The organism is Actinomadura sp. NEAU-AAG7, from assembly GCF_018603865.1.
In the GTDB taxonomy this organism is placed as follows: domain Bacteria; phylum Actinomycetota; class Actinomycetes; order Streptosporangiales; family Streptosporangiaceae; genus Spirillospora; species Spirillospora litoris.
The window spans coordinates 130,375-151,141 of record NZ_JAHFZY010000005.1; the positions used below are offsets into that span (position 1 = coordinate 130,375).

Consider the following 20,767-nt stretch of genomic DNA (forward strand, 5'->3'; position numbering starts at 1 on the left):
CGCGCCGCACCGCTCGGCGGCGCGCCGTCCCCGCGGTTCAGCTCTGCAGCTTCTGGACGAAGTTGATGACGTCCTGGACCGTCTTGAGGTTGCGCAGCTCGTCGTCGGGGATCTCGACGCCGAACTGGTCCTGGGCGGACACGGCGATCTCCACCATCGACAGCGAGTCGATGTCGAGGTCGTCGATGAAGTTCTTGTCCGGGGTGACCTCCGCCTTGTCGACCCCGACGATCTCGTCGATGATCTCGGCGATGCCGGCCAGGATCTGCTCTTCGGTGGCGACTGCCATGGTGCGGGTTCTCCTTCGATGGGGTTGGTCCAGAGCTGTGCGGCGCGGGCGCGCCTACGGGATCTGGATGACTTGGGCGGCGTAGGACAGCCCGGCGCCGAACCCGACCAGCAGGGCCGGGGCGCCGGACGGCACGTCGCCGCGCTCGATCATGTGGGACAGGGCCAGCGGGATGGAGGCGCCCGAGGTGTTGCCCGAGTGGATGATGTCGTCGGCGACGACGGCGTTGACCGCCTTCATCTTGCGGGCGATCGCCTGGATGATCCGCAGGTTGGCCTGGTGCGGGACGATCGCGGCGAGGTCCTCGGGGGCGATGCCGGCGCGCTCGCACGCCTCCCGCGCGACCGGGGCGATGGCGGTGGTCGCCCAGCGGAAGACCGCCTGCCCCTCCTGCCGGATGAACGAGTGCCGGTCGTCAATGATGATCTTGTCGAAGCCGTCCCCGGCGCTGCCCCACACCACCGGGCCGATGCCGGGGGAGTCGCTGCCGGTCACGACCGCCGCGCCCGCGCCGTCGGCGAAGATGATGCAGGTGGAGCGGTCGGTCCAGTCGATCCACTGGGACATCTTCTCCGAGCCGATCACCAGCACGTTGCGGGCGCTGCCGGCGCGGACCGCCGAGCTCGCGGTGCCGAGCGCGTAGCAGAACCCGGCGCAGGCGGCGTTGATGTCGAACGCGCCGGGCGCCGTGATGCCGAGCCGGTGCGCGACGGCGGGCGCGTGGCCCGGCATCGGCGACTCGGCCGAGCAGGTCGCGAGGATGACCAGGTCGATGTCGGAGGGGGCGAGCCCGCTGCCGGCGAGCGCCTTCGCGCCCGCCTGCACGCCCAGCTCGACGATCCCCTCGTCGTCGCCGGCGACGCGCCGCTCGGCGATGCCGACGCGGCTGCGGATCCACTCGTCGTTGGTGTCGACGGTCTTGGACAGCTCGTCGTTGGTGACGATCCGGGCGGGCTGGTAGTCGCCGAAGGCGAGGATGCGGGCGCCGGCGGTGACCTCGGGAATGCGCAGTGCGGGGGTCATGACGTGTGAGCCTCGATCAGTTCGCGGGCCTTGTCGAGCTCGGCGGGTGTCTTGAGGGCGAGCCGCTCCACGCCGTCGAGGGCGCGGCGGGCGAGGCCGGTCAGCGTCCCGGCGGGCGGCAGCTCGATGATCGCGGTGACGCCGAGCTCCCGCATCGTGTCCATGCACGCGTCCCAGCGGACGGGCGCGCTGACCTGCTCGACGAGCCGTCCGAGGAACTCCCGGCCGGACGCGACGGCGGCGCCGTCGCGGTTCTGGAGCAGCGTCGTGCGCGGGTCGGCCACGGGGGCGCCCGGCGCGAGCGCGCGGAGCCGGTCGACCGCGGGGGCCATGTGCTCGGTGTGGAACGCTCCGGCGACCGACAGGGACCGCAGCCGCGCCTTGGCGGGCGGGTCCTCGGCGAACGCGGCGAGGGCCTCGACGGTCCCGGCGGCCACGACCTGGCCGGCGCCGTTGACGTTGGCGGGGGTGAGCCCGTGCTTGTCGATCGATTCGAGCACCTCGTCGGCCTCGCCGCCGAGCACGGCGGTCATGCCGGTGTCGGTGACGGCGGCGGCCTCGGCCATCGCCCGGCCCCGCTCCCGGACCAGCACCAGCGCCGCCTCGGGCGTCAGCACCCCGGCGATCGCGGCGGCCGACAGCTCGCCGACGCTGTGCCCGGCGACCACGTCCGGCTTCCCGGGCCCGCCGGCCGGGTAGAGCGTCTCGAAGGCGGCGAGCGCCGCGGCGACCAGCAGCGGCTGGGCGACGGCGGTGTCGCGGATCTCCTCGGCGTCCGCGGTCGTCCCGTAGCGGACCAGGTCGAGGCCGGTGACGGCCGACCACCAGGCCAGGCGGTCGGCGACTCCGGGTATCTCTAGCCACGGCTGAAGGAAGCCGGGGGTCTGGGCGCCCTGGCCGGGCGATGCGAGGAGGATCACGCGGACCAGCCTGCCGGTATCGCCCCCACATTCCGATGCCGATCGGCACGAACTTTGGTCATAGGGGTTTGTACGACCCCTACAAGGCCCAATGAGCCCCTCTCAGCCACGTACGGGACGCTTGACGAAACGCCCGAGGACGAGGGCGATCCGCAGGGTGAAGGCGTTGCGCCCGTCGGTCGGGGCGAGGCCGGTCAGCTCGGTGACGCGGCGCAGCCGGTACCGGACGGTGTTGGGGTGGACGAACAGCAGCCGCGCCGTGGCCTCCAGCGACGATCCCTGCTCCAGGTAGGTGGTGAGGGTGTCCAGCAGCGGGGCGCCCGCCGCGAGCATGGGGTTGTAGACGTTGTCCACAAGGTGGCGGCGTGCCTCGTCGTCGCCGTCCAGGGCCCGCTCGGGGAGCAGTTCGGACGCGTGGACGGGCCGCGGCGCGTCCGGCCACCCGGCGGCGGCGCGCAGCCCCGCGACGGCGGCGTGGGCGGAGCGGGTGGAGTCGTAGAGGTCGCCGACCCGCGGGCCGACCACGACGGGGCCGGGGCCGCACTTGGCCGCGATCGGCCGGGCCGCCTCCATCGGGTCGGTCTCGCCGCCGACGATCACGATGACCCGGTTCCCCTGCACGCCCGCGAGCACGTCGGCGCGCGCGCGGCGGCCCGCGATCTGCATCTGGTCGATGGTGACCTCGGGCTCCTCGTCCTCGGGGGTGAACCCGGCGATGACGGTGACGGGCTTGGAGGTCCAGCCGAGGGCGGCGGCCCAGGAGTGCATGCCGTCGTCGACCTCGTCGCGCAGGACGGCGTTCACGACGAGGGCCTCCAGGCGGGCGTCCCACGCGGCGCGGGTCTCGGCGGCGCGGGCGTAGACCTGGGCGGCGCCGAACGCGACGTCGCGGGTGTAGCGCAGGATGGCCTCGCGGAGCTGGGCCTCGCCGCCGGGCGCGGCCAGCTCGTCCAGCCGGGTCTCCACCACGTCGATGATCACGCGGATCATGTCGATCGTGTGCTGGAGCTTGATGGAGCGCAGCAGCTCGCGCGGGGCGGTGCCGAACACCTCGCCCGCGATGGCCGGGCGGGTCCGCTCCTCGCTCTTGAACCACTCCACGAACGCGGCGATGCCGGCCTGGGCGACCAGGCCGATCCAGGAGCGCTGGTCGGCGGGCATGCGCCTGAACCAGGGGAGCTGCTCCTCCATGCTGGTCAGGGCCGCGGTGCCGAACGTCCCCATCGCCTTCTCCAGGCGCTGGGTGGTCTGCTCGCGGATCTCGGCCTCGTTCGCGTTGTCCACAACCCCAAGGGTGCCATCACCGGGGGGATGACCTGTCCCGAAGCGGGCGGACCGCCTGCCCGCCGGCACCGGTGGTCAGCGTTCTGTGGATGGAGGGTCAGCTCATTGTGACGGCGTCGGGCAGGCCCAGCGCGATGCCGGTGAGGTTGCGCAGGGACGGCGAGCCCGGCGCGAGGTAGTCGCTGTGCCCGGCCTCGCCCGCGTCGAAGACCCGGGCGCCGAAGTCGCGGGAGACGGGGTCGGGGCCGAGCCCGAGGCCGAGGATGCGGACGTGCGGGACGTCCTCCATCCAGTCGGCCGCGCCGCGTCCGGCCCAGACGCGGGCGGTGCCGCCGAGCTTCGCGGCCGACCACGCGGTGGTCCCCGGGCTGCCGAACAGGGCGATGTCGGTGACCTGCCGCCAGGCCGCCCGGCCGGGCGCCGAGCGGTCGCGTGCGGCCCGCCCGCAGACCACCGAGCCGTAGCTGTGGCACAGCAGGCCGACCCGCGCGGCGGGGTTCGCGTCGTGCACCCCGGTCAGGAACGCGTGCAGCTCGCGCGCGCCCTCACCGGCACGCTCGTCGGTGAGGACGTCGCTGCTGAAGGTCTTGGGCGCCGCGTATCCGAGCCACGCGACCACCGCCAGGCCGGGCCGCGGCGCCATCGCGCGGGCCTGGCCGAGGACGGCGCGCGCGCCGCCGCCCGGCGTCGACCACGGCTTGCCGCCCCGGTCGTCGAAGCCGGTCAGCGTCGTGTCGGCGCCGGGGACCAGCACCGCCACGCGGCGCGCGCGGGCGAGGTCGCCGACGACCTCGACGGCGCGCCCGCGTCCGCGCGCGTCGAAGTAGAGGAACCGCCTGCCGGGCGTGAGGAACGCGCCGAGCGCGCGCTGCCGGTGCCGGTCGCCGACGGCCTGCGCCGTCCGCAGCGCCTCCTCGATGGAGCCGCGCTCGGCGGCGTACCGGGCGTCCAGCGTGGACGGCGCCATCGCGGGGACGGGGACGGGCGGGGCGTAGGGGTCGGCGTGTCCGGTCCCGGCCGTGGTCAGCATGAGCCCCGAGATGGTCGCGGCGCACGCCGCGACCCTCCTGAGCCGTCGTCGGGCGCGCGGTGGGGGCGTGTGGCGTGGCGGCGGCATCGTCCGTCTTTCTACCATCCGTGATCGTCCGGCGGGGGCGGTCCGTCCCCGGAATCAGGGGGTCGTTCGTGTGACGTCCGGAACGCGGGCGGGGTTCGGGGGCCGCCTCGGCGAGTGCGGGCCGGGAGGCGGCCCGGGGCGTTCGAAGCGGCGGACGAGCGCGCCGATCGCGGCCAGCGCGGCGCCGAAGACGGCCAGCCAGGGCAGCCGCTCGGCGAGCCAGAGCGGCCGGTCGGGCGCGGTGTGCAGCCCCGGCAGCGCACCGGCCGCCGCGAACGCGCCGACGGTCACGGTCAACATCGCGGTCTGGTGCCACAGGAAGACCGTCATCGCCGAGCGGTTCGCGGCGGCGACCGCGCGGTGGTTGCGGGCGTGCCGGGTCCAGCGGGTGAGCGGGCCGTGCAGGAGCAGCGCCAGGCCCGTCTGGGCGAGCCCGAACGTGACGGCGGCGAGGGTGGGCGGGCTGAGGTTGGAGACCGCGGCGCCCGGCACCCCGACCATGCTCGCCGGGTACCCCGCGCGGACGACCAGCAGCGCGGTCGCGGCGGCGCCTCCCACCAGCAGCACGAGCCCGGCGCGGCGGCCGCGCAGCGCCCCCTCGGACCAGGCGACGCCGAGGTAGAACGGCAGGAGCCAGCCGGTCAGCACGGTGGCCCAGCCGATCCAGCCGGGGGCGCCGAGCGCGAAGCGCCCGGCGTCGACCGCCCCGGTCGCCGCGACGAGCAGGACCGCGCCCCACATCCCGAGCCGGTGCCACAGCGCGACGACCGCCGGGGCCAGCGCGGTCAGGACCACGTACACGCACAGGAACCACAGCGGGCTCACCACCAGCTTGGCCAGCGTGTACAGGCCGTCCGGGGTGTATCCGGCCAGCCGGAGGACGGCGAGCGCCGGCACCCACGCCACCAGTAGGACGGGCAGCGGGCGCGCCAGCCGCGCGAGGCGCCGCCGCAGCCGGACGGCCCACGGCTCCTCCCGGCGCAGCCCCCGCGCCGCCGAGTACCCGCCGACCAGGAAGAACACCGCGAGCGTCTGGAGCACCCAGGAGATCGGGACGAGGCCGGGCATCGCCGCGAGCGGGCTGGCCACACGCACGTCACCCGTGCCCTCGGGCATGACGAAGGCGGTGACCAGCCAGTGCCCGAGCACGACGCCGAGGATCGCGAGCGCCCGCAGCGCGTCCACCGCCCGGTCACGCACGGGTGACCTCCCGGTCGCGGCCGAGCGCGATCAGCGTGAGGTTGCCGAGCGCGCGCGAGCCGGGCCTCAGGTAGCCGCTGTGCGGGCCGCTTCCGGCGTCGAAGACCTCGGCGCCGAAGCCCCGCGAGACCGGGTCGGCGCCGAAACCGACCCCGAGGAACCGGACGTTCGGGACGTAGCGCATCCAGTCGCCGCGGGCGCGCCCGGCCCACACATGGGCGGGCGTCCCGAGGGCGGCCGCGTCGCGCTTGGTCGTGCCGGGGCTGCCGAACAGGGCGATCTCGTCCACCGGCTGGGACGCGAGCGGGTGCGCGGCCTTGGCGCACACCACCGAGCCGTAGCTGTGGCAGAGCAGGGCGAAGCGGGCATGAGCGTTGGTCCGGTGGAGGTCGGTGACGAGGCGCCGGAGGCCGCGTGCGCCGTCCCCGGCCCGTGCCGTGCCGAGGACGCCGGGCCCCAGCGTGGACGGCGTGTCGTAGCCGAGCCAGGCGATCACCGCGAGCCGCGTCCCGGCCCCGTCCGCGCGCGCCCGCTCGTCCAGCGCCCGGTCGTAGAGGGCCCGGCTGCCGCCGCCGACGAACTTGCCGGAGTCGTAGGAGGCGAGCGTGCTGTCCGCGCCGGGCACGACGACCGCGACCCGGTCGGCGCCGGCGAGGTCGCCGATGACCTCGACCGCCCGTCCGTGGCCGCGGGCGTCGAACGACAGGAAGCGGCGTCCGGGGGAGAGGAACGCCGACAGCGCCCTGACGCGTCCGCCGTCGCCCACCCGCAGCGCGGTGGCCCGCGCACGGACGATCTCCCGCCTCGCCGCCTCGTAGTGGGCGTTCAGCGTGCCCGCCGACAGTTCGGGCAGCGGGCCCGGCGCGTCGTAGGGGTCGGGACGTCCCGTCGCGGCGGTCGTCGAGCCGATCACCGTCAGCACCACCACGGCGGCGACGGCGCGACGGATGCGGCTGCGCATGGGACGTCCTTCCTGGTCGGGTCATGAGAGGAACCACTGACCAGAAAGGTAGGAATCGGGCGCTGTAGAGCGGATCAACCGACGGTGCCGTCCTGTGCCGTCGCACCCCGGTACTACGGCGCCCCCGCCAGGTATCAGACGCGGGCCGCCCGCGGGCTCAGTCGCCGGGGCGGACGAGGCCGATCTCGTAGGCGTAGACGATCGCCTGCGGGCGGTCCCGGAGCCCGAGCTTCATCAGGATGCGCCCGAAGTGGGTCTTGACGGTCTGCTCCGCGACGACCAGCTCCGCCGCGATCTCGCCGTTGGACAGGCCGCGCGCCACCAGCGTGAGCACCTCGGTCTCCCGCTCGGTCAGCTCGTCCAGCCTCCTGCGGGACGGCGCGCGCGGCGCCCCCAGCCGGGAGAACTCGGCGATCAGCCGCCGGGTGATCGACGGGGACAGCAGCGCGTCACCCGCCGCGACCACCCGCACCGCCTCGGCCAGCTCGGACGCGGAGGCGTCCTTCAGCAGGAACCCGCTGGCCCCGGCCCGGAGCGCCTCGTAGACGTAGTCGTCGAGGTCGAACGTGGTGAGCATGAGGATCTTCGGGGCGTCCTCGGCCGCGTCGGCGAGCAGCCGCCGGGTGGCCTCCAGGCCGTCCATCACCGGCATCCGGACGTCCATCAGCACCACGTCGGGACGCAGCTCGGCCACCCGCGCCAGCCCCTCCGCGCCGTTGACGGCCTCGCCGACGACCTCGATGTCGGGCTGGGCGTTCAGCAGCACCCCGAACCCGGTGCGCACCATCCCCTGGTCGTCGACGATCACCACGCGCACGGTCATGCGGTGTCCTTCGCGTTCACCGGCAGGGTGGCGGTCACGGCGAATCCTCCCTCGGACGTCGGGCGGGCGGTCAGCTCCCCACCCAGTGTGGCGGCCCGCTCGCGCATTCCGACCAGCCCGTGCCCGCCGCCGGGCGGGGAGGGCGTCGGGACATGGCCCTCACCCGGCGGTCCGTTGACGACGCCGAGCCACAGCAGGTTCCCGTCCCGGACGACCTCGACGTCCACCCGCGACCCCGGCGCGTGCCGCATCGCGTTGCTCAGCGCCTCCTGGAGGATCCGGAACGCGCTGAGGCCGACGCCCTGCGGGAGGCCGGTGAGGTCGCCGTCCAGCCGCGACGACACCCGCAGCCCCGCCGCGCGCGCGTTGCCGAGCAGCTCCTCCAGCCGCTCCAGGCTCGGCTGCGGCGCGGTCTCGGCGCCGTCCTCCGAGCGCAGGACGCCGAGGATCCGCCGCAGCTCGGTCAGCGCGTCCAGCGCGGTCGCGCGGATCTCGGCGAGGTCGCGGCGCGTCTCGTCCGGCACCGAGTCGACCTTGTAGGGGGCCGCCTCCGCCTGGATCGCGATCATCGACATGTGGTGCGCGACGACGTCGTGCAGCTCCCGCGCGATGCGCTGCCGCTCGGTCAGCACCGCCTCGGCGTCCAGGTGCCGCCGCTCCTGCTCGGCCAGCTCGCGGCGGGCCGTCCGCCGCGTCCGGACGGCGTACCCGGCCACCAGCGGCAGCAGGAGCAGCACCGACGCGCCCGCTCCGCTCTGCGGGTCCTTGAGCCACACGCCGGCGAAGGACAGGATCCCGACGCCGAGCGTGATGTCGCGCGAGCAGCGCTCGGCGACCGTGTACAGCGTCACGATCGCGGCGAACACCCCCGCCGGGACGTAGGGGACGGTCAGCCAGCCGCTGACGTCCACCAGCGCCATCGACACGAAGCTCAGCCGCCACGCGCCGAGCGGGTACCGCTCGCGCAGCGCCAGGGGGGCGGTCACCGCGACCGCGATGAGGAACTTCGTGCCGCCCGAGACGTCCAGGCCCCGGCGCGCCGTCTCCGTCGTGAGCAGCGACACGGTCCCGGCGACCAGCCCGACGGTCAGGACCAGCCCGAACAGGTTCGCGACGACGCCGTAGGGCAGCCGTCCGACGCCGATGAAGCGCGTCCAGCGCAGCAGCAGCGGCCAGGGCCGGTTCAGCGGCACGGGGTCGGCCCTGCCGGTCACGGTGGCGGCGAGGATCCCGTTCCGCAGCACATACCGCACCGGGTGGGTGTTCTCGCTGGCCATGAGCCCAGGCTAGAGAGTCCGCGCCCTCCACCGGATGACACCCCGGTGCCACCCGGCGTCATACCTGGGTACGGTCGGGACGTGGAGCCCGTCGAAGCCCTGCGCCGCATCGCCTTCCTGCTGGAACGCGCACACGAGCCGACCTATCGCGTACGCGCCTTCCGCGGCGCCGCCGATCTCGTGGCGGGCACGCCCCCGGACGACCTCGCCGCCCGCGCCCGCGAGGGCACGCTGACGGCGCTGCCGGGCATCGGCAAGGTCACCGCCCTGGTGATCGAGGAGGCGCTGCGCGGCGAGACCCCGGTCTACCTGCGGCGCCTGGAGGCGACCGAGGGCGAGCGGCCGGACGAGGCCGCCGCCGCGCTCCGCCGGGCCCTGCGCGGCGACCTGCACGTCCACAGCGACTGGTCGGACGGCGGGTCCCCGATCCGGGAGATGGCCGAGACCGCCCGCTCCCTCGGCCACGAGTACATCGCGCTCACCGACCACTCGCCGCGGCTCAGGGTCGCCAACGGCCTGTCGGCCGACCGGCTCCGCGACCAACTCGACGTCGTCGCCGAGCTGAACGGGGAACTGGCCCCCTTCCGCATCCTGACCGGCATCGAGGTCGACATCCTGGAGGACGGCGCGCTCGACCAGGAGCCGGGCCTCCTCGACCGGCTCGACATCGTCGTCGCCAGCGTCCACTCCAAGCTCCGCATGGACCGCGTCGCCATGACCAGGCGCATGGTCGCCGCGATCGCGAACCCGCGCGTGAATGTCCTCGGCCACTGCACCGGACGGATCGTCAAGGCGGGCGGCAAGCGCGGCGGGCTGCGTCCCGAGTCGGAGTTCGACGCCGCCCTGGTCTTCGACGCCTGCGCCGCCTACGACGTCGCCGTGGAGATCAACTCCCGCCCCGAGCGCCTCGACCCGCCCAAGCGCCTGCTGCGGCTGGCCGTGGAGGCGGGCTGCCGCTTCGCGATCGACTCCGACGCGCACGCCCCCGGCCAGCTCGACTGGCAGCCCCACGGCTGCGACCGCGCCGCCCGCTGCGCCGTCACCCCCGACCAGGTGGTCAACACCCTGCCCGCCGCCGACCTGCTCGCCTGGACGGCCCGCTGACCGGAAATGTCGGAGGCGGCGCGTACGGTCGGCGCGTGAACCGCACCGACCGCTTGTACGCCCTGGTGGAGGAGCTGCGGGCCCGCGCGCCGCGCCGGGTCAGCGCGCGGGAGCTGGCCGCGCGCTACGAGGTGAGCGTCCGCACCATCGAGCGCGACATCGGCGCGCTCCAGCAGGCCGGTGTGCCGATCTTCGCCGACGTGGGCCGGGGCGGCGGCTACACCCTCGACAAGAGCCGCACGCTGCCCCCGCTCAACTTCACCCCCGCCGAGGCCGTCGCCATCGCGATCGCCCTCGCCCGCGCCGACGGCTCCCCCTACTCCCGCGCCGCCCGCACCGCGCTGCACAAGATCGTCACCGCGATGTCGGACGGCGACGGCGCCTCGGCCCGCGAGCTGGCCGAGCGCATCCGCTTCCTCACCCCGCCCGACGTCGACGCGCCCGCCTCGGTGCCCGCCGTCCTGGAGGAGGCCGTCTCGGCGCGGCGCGTCGTCCGGCTCGGCTACGTCGACGGCGGCGGCACCGAGTCCGAGCGCGACGTCGAGCCCGTCGCCTTCACCGGCGCGGCCCGCCGCTGGTACTTCCTCGGCTGGTGCCGGCTGCGCGGCGACTTCCGCGCCTTCCGCATCGACCGCGTCCGCCGCGCCGCCCTCCTCGACGAGCCCGCCCCCGAACGCCGTTTCGAGGATCTGCGATCCGGCCCGCCCGACTACGTCGTCCGCCGCCTCGAATTCGTCTGATCGAAAAGAAAGGGCGGATTTCGCTGTCAACCCCCCAAACCATGGGGCTGTCGCCTGCCCGGTGCCACCGCTCATAGTCATTGCAGGCCCGAGGCCGGGGGAGCGTCCAAGGGGATCCACAAGATCATCCCAATGGCGCTCACCTCGGGCCGGTGCCGAAGATCCGTGGCAATTCTCATGGAGGGGCAGACATGAAGAATTCGGTGCGACTTCTCATGACGGTCGGGGCGTGCGCCGCCATCGCGGGCGGCGCCCTCGCCGTCTCGGGGGCGTCGGCGGACACCGGCTCCGCGCCGCGTCCCGCCGCCGGGCGGGTCGCCGCGACGACGCTGTTCGCGAAGGTCGGCGCGAACGGCGCCCTGCTCGCCTCGTCGGGCATCGGCAACGTCAACCACTTCGGCGGGGGACGCTACAACCTGACGACGAGCATCGACATCAGCGGGTGCGCGCTGCTCGGCACGATCAACACCGGGGGCGGCAACGACCCCGGGCCGGGCAGCTCCTCGATCCTGGTCGGCGCGGTCAACGGGCGGACGCTGTTCGTCCGCACCGCGACGCCCTCGGCATCGGGCAACAAGATCGTCGATGACGACCGGCCCTTCTCGGTGCAGGTCACCTGCTGAGCGACGGGGCCCGGAGACCACCACGGTCTCCGGGCCCCCGCACGTCAGACCGCCTGGACACCCGGCTTGCCGTCCTCCACCACGAAGGACGCGCGCGTCGACACGGGCGCCCCGGGCTGCTGCACGAAGGGCAGGACGCGGAAGTCGCTCCGCCAGCGCTCGCGGTCGACGTCGACCCGCACGTAGCCCCGCTGCCCGTTGAAGAACTTCATGTGCGGGTTGCCCGCGAGGAACCTGCGCCCCTCCTCGGTCATGTCGGCGCCGTTGCCGCCCCGGGTCAGCGACGTCCCGACGAACTCGCCAGCGACCGTGGGGGAGTCGTCCGCGTTGAAGTCCCGCTTGAGGTCGCACGCGTAGTTCTGGTGCCGGTCGCCGGTGATCGCGACCAGGTTCCGCACCCCCCGGTCGTGCGCCGCGCCGAGCACCGCTGCCCGGTCGGCGGCGTAGCCGTCCCACGGGTCCATCGCCAGCTTCTTGGCGGGCCCCGGGTCCCAGTCGGTCTCGGTCATCGGGGCCTGGTTGCCGAGGACGTGCCAGCGGGCGCCGGACGAGCGGAAACCCTCCAGCAGCCATTCGCGCTGCGGAGCGCCGAGCAGCGTCCGGGCGGGGTCGAGCCGCTCGTCGCAGTCCGCGATCGGCCCGGCCGCACCGCACGCCTGGGTGTCCCGGTACGACCTCGTGTCGATCATGGTGAAGGCCGCCAGCCTCCCGTACGGCAGGCGCCGGTGCAGACGCATGCGCGGCCCGTCCGGCATCTGGGCCCGGCGCAGCGGCAGGTTCTCGTAGAACGCCTGGAACGCGGCGGCCTTGCGCGCGGCGAACACCTCGGGCGGCGGGTTGGGATCGCGGCCCAGGATGACGGTGTCCCCGGCCCAGTCGTTGACGACCTCGTGGTCGTCCAGTGTCACGATCCACGGGAACCGGGCGTGCGCCTTCTGCAGCGGCGCCTCGGCCTTGTAGAGCGAGTACTGGATCCGGTACCGCGCCAGGTCCTTGGCCTCGGTGCCGAACTGCGCCGGCACCGTCACCCCGCGCAGGTTGGAGTCGGTGATCTCGGTCTCGTAGATGTAGTCGCCGAGGTGGACGACCAGCTCGATGTCCTCGTCCGCGATGTGGTCGTAGGCCGTGTAGTAGCCGTCCCCCCACGCCTGGCAGGACGCGAAGGCGAAACTGAGGCTCGCGGGGTCGGCCGTCACCGGCGGCATCGTCCTCGTGCGCCCGACCGGAGAGATCTGCCCGCACGCCCGGAACCGGTAGAAGTACTCCCGGCCGGGCGGCAGCCCCCAGATCTCCGGATGCACGGAATGGTTGAACTCCGGCGTCGCCACCGCCGCCCCGCGCCGGACGACCTGGCGGAACCCCTCGTCCAGCGCGACCTCGTACTCCACCTTGACCGGCCGGTCCGGCATCCCCGCCCTGCCGTCGGGCGCGAACGGATCCGGCGCGAGCCGCGTCCACAGGACGAACCCGTCGGGCGCCGGATCCCCCGAAGCGATCCCGAGCGTGAACAGACTCCGGCTCTCGGCGAACGCCCGGCTCCCGGCCGCCCCCCACACCCCCGTCCCGACCACCAGAGCGGCTGCCGCCGCCCCGCCGAACCCCAGAAACCCACGCCGCGAAACAGCTCCCACGGGCCCTCCGATCCAAGATCGTTTAGCTCTACCGAACCACCGCCCCGCCCCCCTGTCGACCCCCAAAGTGGATCAAAAGGAGTCGAGGGTTACGGCACGAACTGGATCTCGGGGTACCGCGGAGACGGCCCGGACAGCAGGTGGTCGTCGCGGTGGCGCAGGTGGAGGTCGAAGAAGGCGCCCAGGTAGGCGCGCTCGGCGGCGACGGCCCGTCCGGCGTCGATCGTGCCGATCCACTCGGTCAGGCGGGCGGCGACCGGGGGCGGGAGCGGGAGCGCCCGCATCAGTTGCTGACCGAGCGGGGACAGGTCGGTGTAGGTCTGGTGCCCGGAGTCGCGCAGCCGCAGTTCACGGCGCCAGCCGCGCAGGTGCGACCAGAAATTCTCCCAGCTCGGATCATTGTCGCGGCCATGGGTGGCGTTGCTCATCAGCAGGAAGGGGCGGTCGAGACCGGTGTCGGCGACGCTGCCCGGAATGGTGCCGTCCAGGTCGGCTCCCGCCAGGACCCGCGAATCCTCCGCCATGATGTCCGCGGCCGTCGCGCCGCCGAGCGAGTGACCGAACATGCCGATCCTCGAAAGATCCATGGAGCCCTGGAGACCGTTCGGCAGCTCCCGCCCCTCGGCGTCGGGATTCCGCCCGGCGTTCAGGGCCGCGAGTCGGCCCAGGACGAACCGGGTGTCCTCCAGCCGTACCTTCGCCGCCCTGGCGATCTCCTCCTCGGGGGAACCTGTCGGATCCCGCTTCAGTTCCAGCCTGCCGCCGGGGAACTCCACGAACTGGGAGTCGTAGGTGTGGTCGATGGCGGCGACCACGTATCCGCGGCTGGCGAGGTCCTCGACCAGGGCGGTGCCCATCGCGCGCATCGAACCGTGGCCGGGGGAGAAGAGCACCACCGGATTACCGCGTCCCCGCGCGTTGACGGGGGCACCGAGGCCCGCGTGCGCCATCGGGAGGACGACGCCGTCCAACGGTGTCTGGAGGTCTTCGCCGGCCTGCTCCAGGTAGAGCGACGCCCCCGCCGAGGTGAGCCATGGCGCACGCCGGTGCGCGTCGCCGCTCAGGGTCGGATACCACAGGCTGATCATCAGCTCGCGCGGCGCGGGCGCGGTCCACGGGTCCTGCCGGGAACGGTCGACCAGGTGCAGGGACGTCGTCCCGATCCGCCGCGGACCGCTCGGCCCAGGCAGGCACAACCGCACACGTTCCCCGCGCACGGTCGCCGCGGCCGGTTCCGCGATGGCGAGGAGCAGGCCCGCGGCGCCCGCCGCGACCAGGACGGATCGGCGCTTCGGACCGGACGGCACAGGAGATTGAGAGATCATCCCCCGACGCTCGCACCCCGCCGGTGGCGAGAACAGGCGTTGTCAACGATCTCGGGGTCGAACCGGGGACATCCCTGAGCCGCCCCAGGGGCGGCCTGCGGACTCCTCTATAAGAATTCGTCCGGAAACCCCGACAGGGGGCTGTCGCCCGACCCTCCGATGCTGGCTCCCACAGCGATCGAGGAGGACACGAGATGGCAGTTCCCGCGTTCAACACCGTGACGTGGTTCCAGGTGGGTACCCATGCTCCGGAGGACGCTCGGCGTTTCTACGGCGACCTCTTCGGGTGGCGGTTCGCCATCGATCCGGACGAGGACGGTTACGACCTGATCAGCTACCCGGGAGACGACGCCCCCAAGGGCGGGATCTTCCACCACGCCGACGCGGCCGACAACCACGCCATGTTCCTGGTGCTCGTCGAGGACGTGGACGCGACCTGCGTCAGCACCGAGCTGGCGGGCGGCAAGGTCGCCGAACCGCCGGTGACGACGGTGTCGGGGCTCCGGTTCGCCTACCTGGAGGACCCGTCCGGCAACCGCTTCGGGGTTTTCCGGCCCGCCCCCTGACGAAAAAAGGGCGGGCGGGCCGGGGTCGCGGCCTACACCTCCGCGATCTCGGTTCCGCCCGCCCTGAGAGCGGTTAGGCGTCGCCGCCGGTGTTGCTCTCCGCGCTGCCGACGCCGCCCGCGAACACGTCGCTGACCTGCGCGTTCAGGCGGTAGCGGTCGATGGCCTGGGAGAGGGTCTCCGGCTTGATCTCGCCGCCCCTGGCCAGCCGGGTCAGCACGGCGAGGACGATCGAGGCCGCGTCCACGTGGAAGAAGCGGCGCGCTGCGGCGCGGGTGTCGGAGAAGCCGTAGCCGTCGGTGCCGAGCGAGGAGTAGTCCCCGCGGACCCAGGGGGCGATCTGGTCGGGTACGGCCCGGGTGAAGTCCGACACCGCGACGATCGGCCCGGCGACGTTGTCGAGGGTCTGGGTGACGTAGGGGACGCGCTGCTCGTCGTCGGGGTTCAGCAGGTTCCACTCGTCGCACGCGCGGGCCTCGCGGGCCAACTCGTTCCACGAGGTGGCCGACCAGACGTCGGCGGCGACGCCCCAGTCCTCGGCGAGGAGGCGCTGCGCCTCCAGGGCCCAGCGGCCGCCGACGCCGGAGGCGAGGATCTGCGCGCGCGGCGCCTGGCCGTTGCCGGACGCGACGTCCGGCGCGGCCTTGTAGTGGTACAGGCCCTTGAGGAGTCCCTCGACGTCGACCGAGTCGGGCTCGGCGGGCTGCTGGTAGGGCTCGTTGTAGACGGTGAGGTAGTAGAAGACGTCCTCGCCGTTCGGGTGCTCCTCGGACGAGCCGTACATGCGGCGCAGCGCGTCCTGGACGATGTGGGCCAGCTCGAACGACCAGGTCGGGTCGTAGTGGACGCAGGCCGGGTTCGTCGCGGCGATCAGCGGGGAGTGGCCGTCGGCGTGCTGGAGGCCCTCGCCGGTCAGCGTGGTGCGCCCGGCGGTGGCGCCGAGCAGGAAGCCCCGGCCCATCTGGTCGCCGAGGGCCCACATCTGGTCGCCGGTCCGCTGGAACCCGAACATCGAGTAGAAGATGTAGACGGGGATCATGTGCTCGCCGTGGGTGGCGTAGGACGTGCCCGCCGCGATCGTGGAGGCCATCGAGCCCGCCTCGCTGATGCCCTCGTGCAGCATCTGCCCCTGGTCGGACTCCTTGTAGGAGAGCAGGAGCTTGCGGTCGACCGCGTCGTAGGTCTGCCCGTGCGGCGAGTAGATCTTGGACGTGGGGAACAGCGAGTCCATCCCGAACGTGCGGTACTCGTCCGGGGCGATCGGGACGAACCGGGCGCCGATGTTCTCGTCCTTGATCAGGTCCTTCAGCAGCCGGACGAACGCCATCGTCGTCGCGACGTTCTGCTTGCCCGAGCCCTTCTTCAGCACCGCGTAGACGGGGTCGCCGGGGAGCTTCAGCGGCTTGGCGCGCACGACCCGCTTCGGCAGGAACCCGCCGAGCGCGGCGCGGCGCTCGCGCATGTACTGGATCTCGTCGGAGTCCTCGCCGGGGTGGTAGTAGGGCGGCAGGGGCGCTTCGAGGGCCGAGTCGGGGATGTCGAGGTAGAGCCGGTCCCGGAACTCCTTCAGCTCGGCCTTGGTGAGCTTCTTCATCTGGTGGGTGGCGTTGCGGGCCTCGAAGTCGGAGCCGAGCGTCCAGCCCTTGATCGTGTGCGCGAGGATCACGGTCGGCTGCCCGACGTGCTCGCGGGCCGCCTTGAACGCGGCGTAGACCTTGCGGTAGTCGTGCCCGCCGCGCGAGAGCTTGCGCAGGTCATCGTCGTCCAGATGCTGGACGATCTTGCGCAGCCGGGGGTCGGCGCCGAAGAACTTCTCCCGGATGTACTCGCCGGACTCGACCGTGAAGGTCTGGAACTGGCCGTCGGGCGTGGTGTTCATCTGGTTGACCAGCACGCCGTCGACGTCCTGGGCGAGCAGCGGGTCCCAGTCGCGGCCCCAGATGACCTTGATGACGTTCCAGCCGGCGCCCCGGAAGAACGACTCCAGCTCCTGGATGATCTTGCCGTTGCCGCGGACCGGGCCGTCGAGCTGCTGGAGGTTGCAGTTGACGACGAAGGTGAGGTTGTCGAGCTCCTCGCGGGCGGCCAGGCCGATCGCGCCGAGCGACTCCGGCTCGCCCATCTCGCCGTCGCCGAGGAACGCCCACACGTGCGAGCGGGACGTGTCCTTGATCTTGCGGTTGTAGAGGTAGCGGTTGAACCGGGCCTGGTAGACCGAGTCGATCGCGGTCAGGCCCATGGACACCGTGGGGAACTCCCAGAAGTCCGGCATGAGCCGCGGGTGGGGGTAGGAGGACAGGCCGCCGCCCGGGTGCGAGTGCTCCTGCCGGAAGCCGTCGAGCTTGTCGCCGGGCAGGCGCCCCTCAAGGTAGGCGCGGGCGTAGATGCCGGGGGCGGCGTGGCCCTGGATGAAGACCTGGTCGCCCGACTCGCCGTGGTCCTTGCCGCGGAAGAAGTGGTTGAAGCCGACCTCGTACAGGGACGCGGCGGAGGCGTAGGTGGCGATGTGCCCGCCGACGCCCAGCTCCGGGCGGTTCGCCCGGGAGACCATGATCGCCGCGTTCCATCGGATGTAGGCGCGGATGCGCCGCTCCACGTGCTCGTCGCCGGGGAACCAGGGCTCCGACTCCGGCGGGATCGTGTTGATGAAGTCGGTGCTGCGCAGGCCGGGCACGCCGACCTGCAGCTCGCGGGCCCGTTCCAGGAGCCTGAGCATCACGTAGCGGGCCCTGCCGCGGCCCTCGGTCTTGATGACCGTGTCCAGCGATTCCAGCCACTCCCGGGTCTCGTCCGGGTTGATGTCCGGAAGCTGGCTCGGCAGGCCGTCGCTGATGATCGAAAAGCGTTGACGTCCGGAAGCCACGGGGTCCCCTCTGCGCTTGCCGTCTGTGCTGGTGAGGCCCTGGCCGCCACGTCCGGCGACCGGGCCCCCGGTATGACTCGTTGGTCGCCTCGGTTGTGATCCATCGTCGCCGGTTACGGCGGCTAACGCATCTCTACCGTTCGGTAACCCATTCTCCCCGGTCAACCGGGGTACCGGACCCCCTGAGGGCCGATCGCCCGAGGCCGTCGCCGGATGCCTCTCGACGCCGCGCCCCGGACGTATGAAGGTGGAGACAACAGGACCATGCCCGAAATGTCCCGTCTCATCCGGGACGGCGAGCTTGGGGGAGACATGAACGCGAACATCGGAGACCGGCTGCACGTCCACGGCAACGTGGTCGGCCAGACCGACCGGCAGGGCGAGATCATCGAGGTGCGCGGGCCCGACGGCGGGCCGCCCTACCTCGTCCGCTTCGACGACGGCCACGAGACCCTCGTGTACCCGGGGCCGGACGCGGTCGTCGAGGGCCGCGCGCCCGCGGAGGGCCTGCCCGGCTGACCCTGGGGCGCCCCCCGGCCGCGCCGGCGCCGCGCGCGCCCGCGGGCGTGCCCAGGCCGCGCCCCGGCCGTGCCCAGGCCGCGCGGCGGAGCGCGTCCGGGGGATTTCGCGCCGCGGATCGGGTACACCAGTGATCATGGAGAGCACCGTGGTCCGGGTGACCACCGGTACGCGGGAGGCCGTGCACGACATCACCGCCGAGTGCGGGCGGTTCGCCGCCGCGCAGGGCGGGGACGGGCTGCTGCACGTCTTCGTCCCGCACGCGACCGCCGGAGTGGCGATCATCGAACTCGGCGCGGGCAGCGACGACGACCTGCTCGCCGCCCTCGCCGACCTGCTGCCCGCCGACGACCGCTGGAGGCATGCCCACGGCTCACGTGGGCATGGCAGATCCCATGTGATGCCCGCGTTCGTCGCGCCGTTCGCGACCGTCCCCGTCCTGGACGGGCGGCTCGCCCTCGGGACGTGGCAGTCGGTGGCGCTGGTCGATCTCAACCTGGACAATCCCGACCGTCAGGTCAGGTTGTCGCTGCTAAAGGGATAGGCGTGGATTGTTTAAGGGATGAGCGTGGAATGTCACCCTCTGTGGGCGTCCGATGACGGCCGCCTCCGTATTCGTGCCAATGAGGCGACCAAAAGCCGGGAAGACACTTGCGCGAGGGGCCCCCACTTGTGTGGACTGTCCCGCAAACACCGCACTGGTGTGGGCGGGCCACCCGTCCCGGGGGGCCGGAGTTGCACCGTGCACAAGGCACCGTGCGGATTTGACGACCATGGGAGGACTTTCGTGAGCGCGACCGCGGGTCAGGCGCAGTCTGAGCGCAGCCTGGCCGAACGGCTCGGCCTGAAGGCGGGCCAGGTGGTGCAGGAGATCGGCTACGACGACGACGTCGACGAGGAGCTGCGCCGCTCCGTCGAGGCCGTCACGGGGAGCGAGCTGGTCGACGAGGACTACGAGGACGTGGTCGACATCGTGCTGCTGTGGTGGCGCGAGGAGGACGGCGACCTGTTCGAGGCGCTGACCGACGCCATGTTCCCGCTGACCAGCGGCGGCAACATCTGGCTGCTGACGCCCAAGGCGGGCCGCGAGGGCCACGTGGAGCCGAGCGACATCGGCGAGGCCGCCCAGACCGCCGGGCTGTCCCAGACGAGCAGCACCAGCGCCGCCAAGGAGTGGTCGGGGACGCGCCTGGTCGCACCCAAGGTCAAGAAGTAGGCCGAGGGCCCCGCACAGACCGGCCGGAGCAGATCGCCCGCCGGTCCGCGAGTCGCCGTGTCCGGGTGGCAGACTGGGTCCGTCTCCACGGCCGTGGGGACGACCGATTCCCCCGTGTCCGGCGGGGGCGAACCGCGGGAGAGGCATGGCGGTCGAGGTAGGCGACGTCGCACCCGACTTCGAGCTGAAGGACCAGCACGGCGCACCGGTGAAGCTGTCGGGCTTCCGCGGTGAGTCCAACGTCGTCCTGGTGTTCTACCCGCTGGCGTTCAGCGGCGTGTGCACGGGCGAGCTGTGCCAGATCCGGGACGAGCTGCACACGCTGGGCGGCGACGGCGTCCAGGTGCTGGCGGTCTCGGTGGACTCGGTGTTCGCCCTGCGCGCCTGGAGCGAGCAGGAGAAGTACACGTTCCCGCTGCTGTCGGACTTCTGGCCGCACGGCGGCACGGCGCAGCGCTACGGGGTGTTCGACGAGGAGCGGGGCATCGCCACGCGCGGCACGTTCGTCATCGACACCGAGGGCGTCGTCCGCTGGAAGGTCGTCAACGCCGTCCCGGACGCGCGCGACATCGGCGAGTACCGCGAGGCGCTCGCCGCGCTCTGAGCCCGGAAGGCCGTTCCGGGGCCCCAGCAGATCAGGTCGTTCCGGGGGTCTGGCCGTCGTCTCCCCACCGGAAACCGGGCCGTCCCGGGGGGTGTGGGGGCCGTCCCCACAGGGAACCAGACCGTCCCGGGAGGCCGCGGGGCCGTCTCCCACAAGAAACCGGGCCGGTGCCGGCCCTCCGGTACCGGCCCCCGCACCTCTGGAGGGGTGATGCCCTGCTTCCGCTGCGGGGCGCGGCAGACCGACCCGGTGCGCGGCGCGAGCCCGTGGAAGCGCGGTGTCCGGGCCGACCGTCAGGTGCTGATCTGCCCCGGCTGCCAGACCGCCCACGACTGGGCCGCCGATCTCGACCGCTGCGCGGGCTGCGGCTCGTCCGCGCTGGTGTGCAGGCTGGGCGAGGTGGAGTGCCGCGACTGCGGCCACGTCCGCGCCGCCGACCGCCCCTCCGGCGGCCGGGTGCGCTCGGGCGCCCCGCCGGGCGATGCCCCGCCCGAGCCGGAGCGCGACGGCAGGCTGTCGGAAGAGGTGGCGGCGGCGCTGAACCGCGTCCTGAAGCGCCGCCCGTCGAGCTGACGGCCCCGGCGCGGGGCCTGGCCCGGGGCCCGGTGGCCGTGTCCGGTCACGGGGCGTGAGACCGTCCATCTCCGGTCAACCCGCGCGATCCTCATTCTCCGGGGCAGAA

The 20,767-nt window shown here is 73.1% G+C and carries 21 protein-coding genes; 9 read left to right on the forward strand and 12 right to left on the reverse strand.

The window, feature by feature from the left end:
- Positions 1–37: 37 nt before the first annotated feature.
- The 9 genes from KLI87_RS23295 to KLI87_RS23335 all read right to left on the reverse strand — a co-directional run bounded on the left by KLI87_RS23295 (position 38) and on the right by KLI87_RS23335 (position 8,894).
- Positions 38–289: an acyl carrier protein gene (locus KLI87_RS23295; RefSeq protein WP_156214943.1), complete on the reverse strand. Its 252-nt coding sequence runs from the start codon at positions 287–289 to the stop codon at positions 38–40.
- A 54-nt stretch (positions 290–343) separates the two neighbouring features.
- The gene (locus KLI87_RS23300; protein WP_214618696.1) at positions 344–1,312 is read right to left on the reverse strand and encodes a beta-ketoacyl-ACP synthase III; all 969 of its coding nucleotides are present in this window, start codon (positions 1,310–1,312) and stop codon (positions 344–346) included.
- Positions 1,309–2,232, reverse strand: a complete 924-nt coding sequence (locus KLI87_RS23305) for an ACP S-malonyltransferase (protein ID WP_214618697.1) — start codon at positions 2,230–2,232, stop codon at positions 1,309–1,311. Before KLI87_RS23305 ends, KLI87_RS23300 begins: the two co-directional genes overlap by 4 nt.
- Positions 2,233–2,334: 102 nt before the next feature.
- Positions 2,335–3,516 (reverse strand): CdaR family transcriptional regulator, encoded by a 1,182-nt coding sequence (locus tag KLI87_RS23310; RefSeq protein WP_242886795.1) that lies wholly within the window; start codon positions 3,514–3,516, stop codon positions 2,335–2,337.
- Positions 3,517–3,613: 97 nt separating this feature from the next.
- On the reverse strand, positions 3,614–4,633 hold the full coding sequence (locus KLI87_RS23315; protein WP_214618698.1) for an alpha/beta hydrolase: 1,020 nt from the start codon (positions 4,631–4,633) through the stop codon (positions 3,614–3,616).
- A gap of 54 nt (positions 4,634–4,687) precedes the next feature.
- The gene (locus tag KLI87_RS23320; protein WP_308166134.1) at positions 4,688–5,833 is read right to left on the reverse strand and encodes an acyltransferase; all 1,146 of its coding nucleotides are present in this window, start codon (positions 5,831–5,833) and stop codon (positions 4,688–4,690) included.
- The gene (locus KLI87_RS23325; protein ID WP_214618699.1) at positions 5,826–6,794 is read right to left on the reverse strand and encodes an alpha/beta hydrolase; all 969 of its coding nucleotides are present in this window, start codon (positions 6,792–6,794) and stop codon (positions 5,826–5,828) included. The genes KLI87_RS23320 and KLI87_RS23325 overlap by 8 nt, the downstream gene beginning before the upstream one ends.
- 157 nt (positions 6,795–6,951) lie before the next feature.
- Positions 6,952–7,617: a response regulator transcription factor gene (locus KLI87_RS23330; RefSeq protein WP_156214948.1), complete on the reverse strand. Its 666-nt coding sequence runs from the start codon at positions 7,615–7,617 to the stop codon at positions 6,952–6,954.
- Entirely contained in the window at positions 7,614–8,894 is a 1,281-nt protein-coding gene (locus tag KLI87_RS23335) for a sensor histidine kinase (RefSeq protein ID WP_156214949.1), read from the reverse strand. The genes KLI87_RS23330 and KLI87_RS23335 overlap by 4 nt, the downstream gene beginning before the upstream one ends.
- 81 nt (positions 8,895–8,975) lie before the next feature.
- Here KLI87_RS23335 and KLI87_RS23340 point away from each other — a divergent pair, with 81 nt between their 5' ends.
- The 3 genes from KLI87_RS23340 (at position 8,976) to KLI87_RS23350 (ending at position 11,361) form a co-directional block, all read left to right on the forward strand.
- Positions 8,976–9,998 (forward strand): PHP domain-containing protein, encoded by a 1,023-nt coding sequence (locus KLI87_RS23340; protein WP_214618700.1) that lies wholly within the window; start codon positions 8,976–8,978, stop codon positions 9,996–9,998.
- 35 nt (positions 9,999–10,033) lie between these two features.
- Positions 10,034–10,738, forward strand: a complete 705-nt coding sequence (locus KLI87_RS23345; protein WP_214618701.1) for a YafY family protein — start codon at positions 10,034–10,036, stop codon at positions 10,736–10,738.
- Positions 10,739–10,929: 191 nt separating this feature from the next.
- The gene (locus tag KLI87_RS23350) at positions 10,930–11,361 is read left to right on the forward strand and encodes a hypothetical protein (protein WP_156214951.1); all 432 of its coding nucleotides are present in this window, start codon (positions 10,930–10,932) and stop codon (positions 11,359–11,361) included.
- A 44-nt stretch (positions 11,362–11,405) separates the two neighbouring features.
- Here KLI87_RS23350 and KLI87_RS23355 read toward each other — a convergent pair whose 3' ends face one another.
- Positions 11,406–12,932: an alkaline phosphatase D family protein gene (locus KLI87_RS23355; protein ID WP_308166135.1), complete on the reverse strand. Its 1,527-nt coding sequence runs from the start codon at positions 12,930–12,932 to the stop codon at positions 11,406–11,408.
- Between the two features lie 149 nt (positions 12,933–13,081).
- Positions 13,082–14,317: a lipase gene (locus KLI87_RS23360; RefSeq protein ID WP_214618702.1), complete on the reverse strand. Its 1,236-nt coding sequence runs from the start codon at positions 14,315–14,317 to the stop codon at positions 13,082–13,084.
- A 194-nt stretch (positions 14,318–14,511) separates the two neighbouring features.
- On the opposite strand from KLI87_RS23360, the gene KLI87_RS23365 reads away from it, so the two are divergent.
- Entirely contained in the window at positions 14,512–14,883 is a 372-nt protein-coding gene (locus KLI87_RS23365; RefSeq protein WP_156214954.1) for a VOC family protein, read from the forward strand.
- Between the two features lie 73 nt (positions 14,884–14,956).
- On the opposite strand, the gene aceE is transcribed toward KLI87_RS23365, so the two are convergent.
- Complete coding sequence (gene aceE / locus KLI87_RS23370) at positions 14,957–17,746, reverse strand: pyruvate dehydrogenase (acetyl-transferring), homodimeric type (RefSeq protein WP_214618703.1); 2,790 nt, start codon at positions 17,744–17,746, stop codon at positions 14,957–14,959.
- Between the two features lie 273 nt (positions 17,747–18,019).
- On the opposite strand from aceE, the gene KLI87_RS23375 reads away from it, so the two are divergent.
- The 5 genes from KLI87_RS23375 (at position 18,020) to KLI87_RS23395 (ending at position 20,658) form a co-directional block, all read left to right on the forward strand.
- A complete protein-coding gene (locus KLI87_RS23375; RefSeq protein WP_372492397.1) occupies positions 18,020–18,265 on the forward strand; it encodes a DUF1918 domain-containing protein in 246 nt (81 codons plus the stop codon).
- A gap of 136 nt (positions 18,266–18,401) precedes the next feature.
- Positions 18,402–18,809, forward strand: coding sequence for a secondary thiamine-phosphate synthase enzyme YjbQ (locus KLI87_RS23380; RefSeq protein ID WP_156214955.1), 408 nt, complete (start codon positions 18,402–18,404; stop codon positions 18,807–18,809).
- Positions 18,810–19,052: 243 nt separating this feature from the next.
- Positions 19,053–19,481 (forward strand): DUF3052 domain-containing protein, encoded by a 429-nt coding sequence (locus KLI87_RS23385; protein ID WP_214618704.1) that lies wholly within the window; start codon positions 19,053–19,055, stop codon positions 19,479–19,481.
- 145 nt (positions 19,482–19,626) lie between these two features.
- Complete coding sequence (locus tag KLI87_RS23390; RefSeq protein ID WP_156214956.1) at positions 19,627–20,085, forward strand: peroxiredoxin; 459 nt, start codon at positions 19,627–19,629, stop codon at positions 20,083–20,085.
- A gap of 210 nt (positions 20,086–20,295) precedes the next feature.
- A complete protein-coding gene (locus tag KLI87_RS23395; RefSeq protein WP_214618705.1) occupies positions 20,296–20,658 on the forward strand; it encodes a hypothetical protein in 363 nt (120 codons plus the stop codon).
- The last annotated feature ends 109 nt before the right edge of the window (positions 20,659–20,767 follow it).

Coding starts and splice junctions, on each gene's coding strand:
- KLI87_RS23395 (WP_214618705.1), top strand. CDS start 20,296: ATGCCCTGCTTCCGCTGCGGGGCGCGGCAGACCGACCCGGTGCGCGGC.
- KLI87_RS23380 (WP_156214955.1), top strand. CDS start 18,402: ATGGAGAGCACCGTGGTCCGGGTGACCACCGGTACGCGGGAGGCCGTG.
- KLI87_RS23365 (WP_156214954.1), top strand. CDS start 14,512: ATGGCAGTTCCCGCGTTCAACACCGTGACGTGGTTCCAGGTGGGTACC.
- KLI87_RS23360 (WP_214618702.1), bottom strand. CDS start 14,317: ATGATCTCTCAATCTCCTGTGCCGTCCGGTCCGAAGCGCCGATCCGTC.
- KLI87_RS23375 (WP_372492397.1), top strand. CDS start 18,020: ATGTCCCGTCTCATCCGGGACGGCGAGCTTGGGGGAGACATGAACGCG.
- KLI87_RS23325 (WP_214618699.1), bottom strand. CDS start 6,794: ATGCGCAGCCGCATCCGTCGCGCCGTCGCCGCCGTGGTGGTGCTGACG.
- KLI87_RS23350 (WP_156214951.1), top strand. CDS start 10,930: ATGAAGAATTCGGTGCGACTTCTCATGACGGTCGGGGCGTGCGCCGCC.
- KLI87_RS23330 (WP_156214948.1), bottom strand. CDS start 7,617: ATGACCGTGCGCGTGGTGATCGTCGACGACCAGGGGATGGTGCGCACC.
- KLI87_RS23300 (WP_214618696.1), bottom strand. CDS start 1,312: ATGACCCCCGCACTGCGCATTCCCGAGGTCACCGCCGGCGCCCGCATC.
- KLI87_RS23390 (WP_156214956.1), top strand. CDS start 19,627: ATGGCGGTCGAGGTAGGCGACGTCGCACCCGACTTCGAGCTGAAGGAC.
- KLI87_RS23315 (WP_214618698.1), bottom strand. CDS start 4,633: ATGCCGCCGCCACGCCACACGCCCCCACCGCGCGCCCGACGACGGCTC.
- KLI87_RS23295 (WP_156214943.1), bottom strand. CDS start 289: ATGGCAGTCGCCACCGAAGAGCAGATCCTGGCCGGCATCGCCGAGATC.
- KLI87_RS23335 (WP_156214949.1), bottom strand. CDS start 8,894: ATGGCCAGCGAGAACACCCACCCGGTGCGGTATGTGCTGCGGAACGGG.